The following is a 9,611-nucleotide window of genomic DNA, read 5'->3' on the forward strand; positions in this document are numbered from 1 at the left end:
GTTGCAACAGGAGGAGAGACTCCTTATGAGTTCTCTATTGATGGAAGCACATTTCAGTCGAATGGTACTTTTGAAGACCTGGATCCGAAAGAGTACACGGTAACGGTTAAAGATGCTAATGCTTGTACCAGCACCACCAAGGTTACAGTAGAAGATGCTTGTGCCGATCTAGCAGTAACTGCTGCTGTAGAAGAATATACCGTAGAAGCAACCGCTACAGGAGGAACAGCTCCTTACGAATATTCACTTGATGGAACAACTTTCCAAACCACAACAACTTTCTCCGATGTAGCTGCTGCTAATTATACACTTACTGTTAAAGATGCTAATGCTTGTACAGCTACTGTTGCTGTTACGGCTTCTGATTTGGAGACATTACTTGATGAGCGTGATGGGCAGAGGTATAACATAGTAAAAATTGGAGACCAGATTTGGATGGCTGAAAATCTGAATATAGCTTCCGATACTGCTAGATATTGTTATAATGGTGTAGCTGCAAACTGTGATAGTTATGGCGCTATGTATTCTTGGTATGCTGCCCAAGTGGCCGCTCCTGATGGATGGCATTTGCCCTCCAAAGCTGAATGGGATGAATTGGAAACTGAACTTGGAGGAAATTCCATTGCGGCCGAGAAACTTGTTGTTGGAGGGAGCTCTGGTTTTGAAGGAGCTTTGGTCGGTAGAAGAAAGGAAGATAATACATACGCTGGATTGGATGCTGTAGTGATTTATTGGGCAAGTAATGAGTCATCTGATACTGATGCGCAAAACTTTATTCTTCAAGAAGATGCAGCTTCAGTTAATATAGCGGGAAGTGATAAGGATCGAGGATTATATATAAGGTGTGTTAAAAATTAATATTAAAGCCTTTAAATCTCAAAAGTTTCAGAGAGTTTTTCTTGAAATATAATCATCAAATTCATGAGTAAATATATAAGACTGTCCGTATTAATCTTAATTTGCTTTATTGTTTCATCTTTTACTGGTAAAAACATAGGTGGCACAAATGGTTATTTTGCTGCTTCAATAACAGCTAGTAATGTTAGTAATATAGCTTCCTCATCTGCTACAGCAGGAGGAGAATCATTATCAACTGACGGAACGATCACTGAAAAGGGAGTATACTACAAGGAATCTTCAATATTATCACTCATTACTGGGGCAACAAAAGTTGCAGCAACAGATGGTGGTACTGCTTCTTTTTCTGTGGCATTGACAGGTTTGAATCCCGAAACAAATTACTTTTACGTTGCATATGCAATTGATGCAGATGGAGAGATTTATAGTGCTAATGAGATTGATTTTTGGACCCTAGCTGTTTCTCCAAGTACTTATCCAGCTACTTTTTCAGCATCTGCCAATTCATCCAGTTCAATTTCTATAACTTACGAATCTATTGATGATTTTGGGGATGCAGATGGTTACATTATTATTAAAACTACTGGAACGTTTGATTTTTCAATGATAACTGATGGTGTCGCGCCGAGTAGTTTAGCTGGAGTGGAGTTGGTTGACCATGTTACTGATGAGTTTCAAACCTCTACAGACGATATTAGTTTAGATCCCGAAACTTCATACTCTTATGCAATCATTCCTTACAATGTAGGCTCAGATGATGCAACCTACAACTACTTTACAGGTGGGACCGTTCCAACCGCTTCTGCCACTACGAATCCGCTGGCAGCACCGGCAAATTTAAGTGCATCTGCAATTACTGCCAATGGATTTGATATTAATTGGAATGATGAGCCGGAAGCTGATTCATATGACTGGGATGTTTCCGAGGTGAGTGACTTTTCAACTACCTTGGCGGGTTACACTAATCAGTCAACAACAAGTACAGGTTCGGCAATTACGGAATCAATTAGCAGCCTTAGCCCCGGTGTTACTTACCATTTTCGAGTAAGGTCCGTTAAGGGCACTTTTATCAGTGATTATGCCACCTTCAGTCAGATGACAATCCCTGGAGTTCCAAATGGACTATCGGTACCGAGTGCTACCCCTAATGGATTTACCTTATCCTGGAATGATGTAACTGGTGCAGCGAACTACGATGTTCAGATTTCCACTAATGGTTCCAATGCAACTGCTTTTGCAAATAATTTGATTGTGGGGTTTAATCCTGCCAATACGACTACCAATAGCCTAACAGTTAGTGATGCTACTAAATTTTTGGCTAATACTACTTATTACTTCAGAGTTAAAGCTAAAAACGGAAGCCTTGAGAGTAGTTATTCAACAATAACTTCTGCAACTACCTCAAAAGATTTGGAAGTTTATTTATCTTCGACAGAGCCTGACTTGGAAATTTGTTCAGGTGAAAGTGTAACTTTTTTTGCCTTTGGTGCGGATGATTATGAGTTTAAAATTGGCAGTACAGTAGCATTAGCTAAAAGCTCTGAAAGTACGTATTCAAGTTCTAACCTTCAGAATGGAGACAATGTTTCTGTTACTGGCTATAAAAATACTAGTGTGGCGTCTGCCTTCTCTGGAGCTTTTACCGTTCATGATTTGCCAACTGCAACTTTAACCGAATCAAATCCATCGTTTTTCATTGAAAATGATCCTGTGTCTCTCGAAGATTATATTACATATTCTGGTGGCACATTATCCATTTCGGGTTCAGGTGTGGCTAAAGGTGCTGATGGGTATAAATTTTATCCTGAAATAGCTGGCGAGGATAGTCATGAGATTATTTACTCCGTAAAATCCCCTGATGGGTGCATAAGGGAAATTCCTATGAATATTGATGTGTTTGCAGGTGCGCTAACACTATCAGGTAGATATTGCAGTAATTTACCTACAACGACTATAACTGTTAATCTGGATTTAATACCAGAAGGTAAAATTTATCAGAGACTTAGGTTTTTGCATAATGGAGTAGAAATTAACAACCCTTCTATTTATCAAAGTACGTCAAATTATCAGTATACCTTTCATCCATCCGAGGCATATGCAGTCGGGATGGAATCCGTTGAAGTTCAAGTGATAGTTGTTTCGGTTGACGAGTGTGATTCAAGAAATTCGAATTTTCCTTATGATTGCCCTGATATCATGAATGATCCATGTCATCCTGACTATCCGGATGATGGACCAGATACATGTACGGATTGTAGCCTCAACCCGTCTAGTTGTACTGTATGTGATCCTAGACACTCTAACTACCCATATGATTGTAATACTGTCATGAGCAACCCTTGTCACCCAGACAATCCGTCTTATCCGGGTAGTTGTAGCGACTGTGATACTCGCAACCCGAATTATCCGAATAGTTGTGATGCTGTTATGAACAATCCATGCCATCCTCATAACCCGTCTTATCCAGGTAGTTGCAGTGATTGCGATACTCGTAATCCAAATTATCCTTATAGTTGTGACCTTGTAATGAACAACCCTTGTCATAAAGATAATCCAAGTTATCCTAGTGGCTGTGATATTGGACCGGATCCTTGTTATAAACTAGAGGCAGGGCGTATTATTGATTGCCAACTACAGCGTATGGAAGAGGCGAGGATACAAAGGATTGCTAAAAAATCTGCCATCATCATGGAGTATAATAAACTCGCGTTTCCTCAGTTGTATGCTCTTACCTCAGAGGAAGAAATATTTCAGTCTAAAACAACTAATATTATTACCCCTGAAATAGGTGAGGTAACTTCTCTTAATGAGTTCTATTGTGCGAATTCGGGGAATGTTCTTTTGGAGGGTACATTTTCCGGGAATTTTAGTGGGACTAACGTTGAGAAAATTGGTGAACAATTCTTTTACAAACCCAGTGAGGCAATTATTCCAATTGGTGAGGCTTTTGTAAATGATACTATTGTATATTCTTATTTTGACAATGGAGGCTGTGCCAATAGTATAGAGGCTTATGTGAAAGTATATGAGCTTCCTCCCTCACCAATTGTTGATGATATAGTTTTGTGTCAGGGAGATGCTCCTGAAAATTTTGTTATTCAAAACGCCTTAACTGGTAGTTCAGTGACCTGGTATAGCGATGTTAATCTTACAACTCCGGTTGGCAGTGGAACCGTTTTTAATTCCGGGTTGAATACTGCAAGCCCAGGAAGTGCTACTTTTTATGTTACACAAGGAATAAATGGGTGTCAAAGTATGTCAGCTACTGTCAATATTTTGATAAACTCATTACCCGATGGTTTGGTTATGCATGGACTCTCAAATGCTACATATTGTAATGATTATGAGGGGCAAATTCCACTAATAGCCGAACCAGCGCCTGTAGTGGGTAATACGGCAGCGTTTGTTGTTGGGAATGCAGCTCTGCAGAGATATGATACTATTGCTGCTACTGTTTCTGATGATGGCACTCAAGGTGTTGCTTCATTTAGTCCGGCAGATTTTGGAATTGGTGTTTATAAGATTCATTATATATATACCAATGAAAATGGTTGTGTTAATGAATCTGCTACAGAAACTGTTAATTTTGTTAATTTTAAACCTACAATTGGTTTTGGTGTCTCGAGAATTAGGGAAGGAGAAGAAACCTTCTTCAAAGGGGATGATGCTATAATAACCAATTTATCATCAGCTGGTCAGGTTCTAGACTCTGTCTTTTGGGATTTTGGCGGAGAAGCTACTGTTTCTGATGGAGATAATATTGATAGCCTGTATAGGCATCAATTCTCTGCCGCTGGAGTTTATGATGTGACTTATTCGATCTTGACAGAAAGCTTTTGCACGGGTCAAATTACAAAGAAGGTGGGTATATTCCCTGTTATTGAAGTCTCAGATGAGAGTTTCTATGCAGAGAGTTTTGAGGGTTCCTCTCATGGCTGGATAGAAAGTAAAGCATTGGAGTTAGGTAATGCATCCAGCTGGTCGTTAAGTACTCCACAAGGTGATACGATAGTAGGTGCTGCTTCCGGGGCTAATGCTTGGATTACCAATGCAGGAGTGGATGCTTCAGGAAATCCTAATAATTCTTATAATAAAAGTGAGGATTCCTGGATAGAAGGGCCTTGCTTTTACATCAGTGACTTGAGCAGGCCCGTTCTTTCCTTAAAAATCTGGTCGGATACAGAAGATGGGTTCGATGGGGCTGTTGTTGAGTATTCAATTGGAGATACAACTAAATGGAATACCTTGGGAAGTATTGAAGAAGGGTTAGAGTGGTATAATACGCAAGGACTGGTTGGGTCGCCGGGTAATCAAAGTGGAGCAAGTTTTGGTTGGTCAGGAAAGCTTCATAGCGACTGGACATTGGCTAAGTTCCCACTTGATGAGATACGTGTAAAGGCTGGTGATAGGCCAGTTCGTTTTAGGGTAGCATTTGCAAGTACCAGTGATAATCCATTTGGCAAAACCTTCGACGGCTTCGCCTTCGACGATTTCACCATTGAGAGCAGGAACCGTGTTGTATTACTAGAGCATTTTACCAACCTATCCAGTGCAGAATCAAGGGATGAAGATGGTAAGCTGAGGACTTTTGTGGAAGGAAAAAGCCCGGAAGTCATAGATATCCAATACCATACGTCATTCCCGGGGGCAGATCCACTGAACCAGTTTAATAAGGCTGATCCAAGTGCGAGGGCATTGCATTATGCGATTGCCGAAGTGCCGAGAACGGTTATGGATGGTATATATGGGGTGTATTATAAAAACGAACCATTCTTTAGAGAAAGCTGGGGTGTTAATGCTTATAATACCCGGGCACTGATCTCAGCTCCGTTTAATATTGATATTACTCTGGGAGATGATGTATCTACAGCCCTTGAGATAACTGCTGAAATTAGTAAAAATGCGACCGCTGAGGCTATTGAAGGTAACCTGATCGTTCAGGTGGCAGTGGTTGAACGCCAGGTAACTATTGATGGAAATACTTACTATAATGTGGTGAGAAGATTATTGCCTAACGCGGCAGGTAACAGGCTGTTTGGTGACTGGCAACCTGAGGATTCACGTGTGGAGCGGGTGGTTCAAAGCTGGAACCCTGCTGTTGAACCTGGTGATTCAGAGTTCATGATTGTAGCTTCTGTATACAACGAGAAGAACAAAGAGATCTATCAGGCTGCCTATATGAGCATCCCAGCCAGTAAAATGCCTCCTATGGCTAAGGTAACAGGTGTAGATGACCTATTAAGTAAGGAAGGTATCCATTTGTTCCCGAACCCTACAGAGAAGGAAATCAATATACTTTTCCCTGCACCGTTAAGCGATGAATACACTTTAACAGTATATGATTTGCATGGGGTAGAAGTGTACAGAGGAACTGTTAGGAGAGGTATGGACAAAGCTACTTTAAACACGGAGGCTTACTCAAGTGGGGTATACTCCATCAGGTTAAATAGTAGTACTGATCAGGTGATCAGGAGATTTGTGAAGAAGTAATAGAGATTATAAGTGATAGAGCCGCTTTCCTAATAGGGAGGCGGCTTTTTTATGAAAGTATTAGTGTAAATACTTTATCATGCTGACTATCAGCTTATAGCAGCCCTATCATAATCAGATTTGAAATAAACGTAAATTCAGTGCCTTAAATAAATCACCAATTAAATTCTATTTCTAAGGCTGGGTTTATATATTAGTACGGCAGGCATATTCCATAACTATGCAAGACAACCTATTCCAAAACCAACAACAGTCTTCGGCTAATCTCGGCAAGAAGGCAAGTAACCTTGATAAGGATAATTTACTTCCGAACTCAAAACGACCCAATGTTAATGGCAAGGCGGGGTTTAACCCGGTATCTGCCTCTTTAAGTCAGGCTTTTGGTGGCTTGGGCAAAGGCTTATCTTCTTTTTCGGGTACAGCTTTACCTCAGTCTTTGAGCAGCCAGCCAGTTCAGAGAAAAGATAATGCAGAAGAAGAGGAAGATAAGGTTCAGCTAAAGGCGAACTCCAATTTTTCAGGGAGTAAAATGGCTACAGCTACTTCTGCTGACACACCAATACAAGCCAAAATGAATGGTGCTCTGAACGGCAGTTCGTTCGGTGCATTGATTCAAAAGAAAGCCATACCAGTTAACGATGATGCCAATCTGGAACAGGAAGCTGATGTAATGGGGGCAAAAGCAGCTCGTAAAGAAAGAGTCAGTATAGGGGGAGGAGCAGCTTTGGCACCGACTGTACAGAAGAAAGCCGTGGTGCAGCGCCAAACAGGAGAACAAGCACTTGATCGGATAGCTTCGCAGCAGGCAATATATGAATACGCTGCCCACCATTTGGTTTATCAACAGGAAGGATCACAAATCCAGCACAAAGAATACCGAATGTTGATTTCATCTGGATATAATCCGGATAAAATACAGTGGTATGGTTTGTCCACTGGAGCCCAAATTGGGTTTCAAGCTGTTTTGATACCTTCAAGGACAGGTGAAAGAAATCACATTCTTGCGATAAGAGGTACTGTCCCTGGGGGAAGTTCTGAAGAGTTGTTAACAATTTATACAGATTTGGATCCTCAAACTGTTGGAGCTACCCAATTTGCTACAAACAGGATGTTAATCGAGCGTATTTTAGAGGATGCCGGGGGGATGGTTGATGTTACCGGCCATAGTCTTGGAGGTGCAATGGCTCAACATATAGCTGTTAATTTTTCCGGACATGTAGGGAATGTAGCAACATTTCAATCACCCGGTATAGATCAAGAATCAGTGGATCGTTTTAATAATCTACCTGAAAATGAACGTCCGGAAGTAGTGCATCATATAGTTACAGGTGATATCGTTGACAAAGCAGGTGAGGTTAGCTTACCAGGAGATGTTTTTGAACATAATTTTGGAGCGTCACTTGATGTTAGGGTTTTATTAGATACTTTGACGACTTCTATTGCCGAGATAAAAGCTGATATTACTCTTTTTAATCAGACGGTTAGAGAAATTCTTAATATTATTAGGCCTCAGTTGCGTACGCCAATAGGCTCTTTTAGAGACTTAGGTGAGCTTTATCAGAAGATTCAACTATTATCTGTTATAAAAAATCGTATCCAACAGAATGTTCAGGCATTACGAACATACTTATCCTCTACCGCTTCCACTATTGGAGAGTCTCATGGTACTCATGTTTTTGGGGCTTCACATTTCAATAGTATGAGGTCGGAAATTGGAATGGACAATAGCGTTATGGGGACAAATCTTGAGAGAAATGCCGACGTCACCCACTATGAATCGTACCCTCATCAAGAGCAAAGAGCGGTGGCAGAGCCGATGAGACAAAGTGCGGGCAGAGCCTTGCAAAACATATTTAGAGCCTATATTTCTGTGGTACAGACTTACGAGTCCACTGTAGACCGTTATAATAGGTTTAAACGAGGGGCCAGTAATGCTTGGGATGGTTTTACGCAAGGGGTTAGAGGTGGTATGGGAGCTGCCAGAGATAGAATTAACAGAGCTTGGGACTGGGTAACAAATTGGTAATAGGATGAGGTTTTTGAGATTTCTTAGCTTCACTTTTTTATGTTTATCTTTTATATCATGTGATATGTCTAAAAAATATAGTAACAGTGATTTGGTGCAAATTTTGAAAAAGCGATATGATGAAGAATTTGAAATTAAAAGTAATCAATTTGTATTTCAAGTGAACAAATTTCAATTTGTTGCTTATCAAAGAGAAAACCCAGAGATAAAGGCTTTTGGCTCATATATAGATAACCAATCTGAAATTGAGGAAAACTATTTACAGATGCTGAACTGCTATCAAGGTAAAGAGTACTTGAAAAATTTATTGGATGATTATTATGATAAGTACGCAGTTGATGTAAATGTAATGTCTCCCTTACAGGAAAAGCAGGAGGGAAGCTTACCTCCTTTTCCAGAATTAGCGCAATCCGAAAGTGCGGATGTCATAGCTAACTTTCGAGTCTATTTATTTGATACAGTAAGCAATGAAAACGAAGGCTTTTTAAGCGGTATTGTAGAAGCAGCCAATCATTTTAAAGGTTCGTTTTATGGTACCTTTACCTTTACAATTTACTTTTGGGATTCAGAGTTTCTAAAGGGTAAGAATTTGGATGAGATGAAGTTTGGGTTCAATTATAATAGCGATTCTTACGATGATAACTTATCAGCGAAAGGAAAATATATCAGACAGGAATTGACCTTTGAATTTGATTCTTCTGAGAAGCCTGAAATTACGCTTGAGAGGATACAGGAACTTGTTGCACCTTACAAGAAGGGCAAACAGTATAACCGCTTATAGGTTGATTGAAGTTATGAAAGTATGCTTATTATTTGTCTTTAATTGAAGGAATATAGTGCATGATTGCTACAGCGTAAATTATTGGCTTTTATTATTGGTTCTCCTTTTTGCTTCATGTGAGGTCTCAACAAATTATACTAATCCAGAGTTACAAGATCTTTTAAGTGAGCGCTACAATAAAGAGTTTCGGATTGAAAGAAATCAATTCAATGCAGAGCTCAATGAATTTCAATTCATTGCAGTACCTGTAAATAATGAAGATGTAAAAGTACACGGTTCCTATAAAGACAACAGCTCGGTTGTTTCGGATAACTATATGCAAATGGAACATAGTTATCAGGCTGAGGAGGTTATGAAGGAGCAATTAGGGAAGTTTTATAACAGATATGCAGTCAAGGCCAATGCAGCCATTGACCAATATACTTCATCCTCTTTTTTGGAGCTTATTAGTAATGC

General features: G+C 39.9%; 5 protein-coding genes. All 5 read left to right on the top strand.

Annotated features, from left to right (window positions below):
* On the top strand, window positions 1-858 hold an 858-nt coding region (locus E1163_RS05945; RefSeq protein WP_281353095.1), incomplete at its 5' end, for an FISUMP domain-containing protein.
* A gap of 63 nt (window positions 859-921) precedes the next feature.
* Complete coding sequence (locus tag E1163_RS05950; protein ID WP_155170507.1) at window positions 922-6,348, top strand: T9SS type A sorting domain-containing protein; 5,427 nt, start codon at window positions 922-924, stop codon at window positions 6,346-6,348.
* A gap of 220 nt (window positions 6,349-6,568) precedes the next feature.
* Window positions 6,569-8,374: a lipase family protein gene (locus tag E1163_RS05955; RefSeq protein WP_155170509.1), complete on the top strand. Its 1,806-nt coding sequence runs from the start codon at window positions 6,569-6,571 to the stop codon at window positions 8,372-8,374.
* Window positions 8,375-8,438: 64 nt separating this feature from the next.
* Entirely contained in the window at window positions 8,439-9,155 is a 717-nt protein-coding gene (locus tag E1163_RS05960) for a hypothetical protein (protein WP_155170510.1), read from the top strand.
* 94 nt (window positions 9,156-9,249) lie between these two features.
* Window positions 9,250-9,611 (top strand): hypothetical protein (locus E1163_RS05965; protein ID WP_155170512.1); only part of this gene is annotated, 362 nt, incomplete at its 3' end.

The sequence above is a fragment of the Fulvivirga kasyanovii genome, from assembly GCF_009711405.1.
Taxonomy (GTDB): domain Bacteria; phylum Bacteroidota; class Bacteroidia; order Cytophagales; family Cyclobacteriaceae; genus Fulvivirga; species Fulvivirga kasyanovii.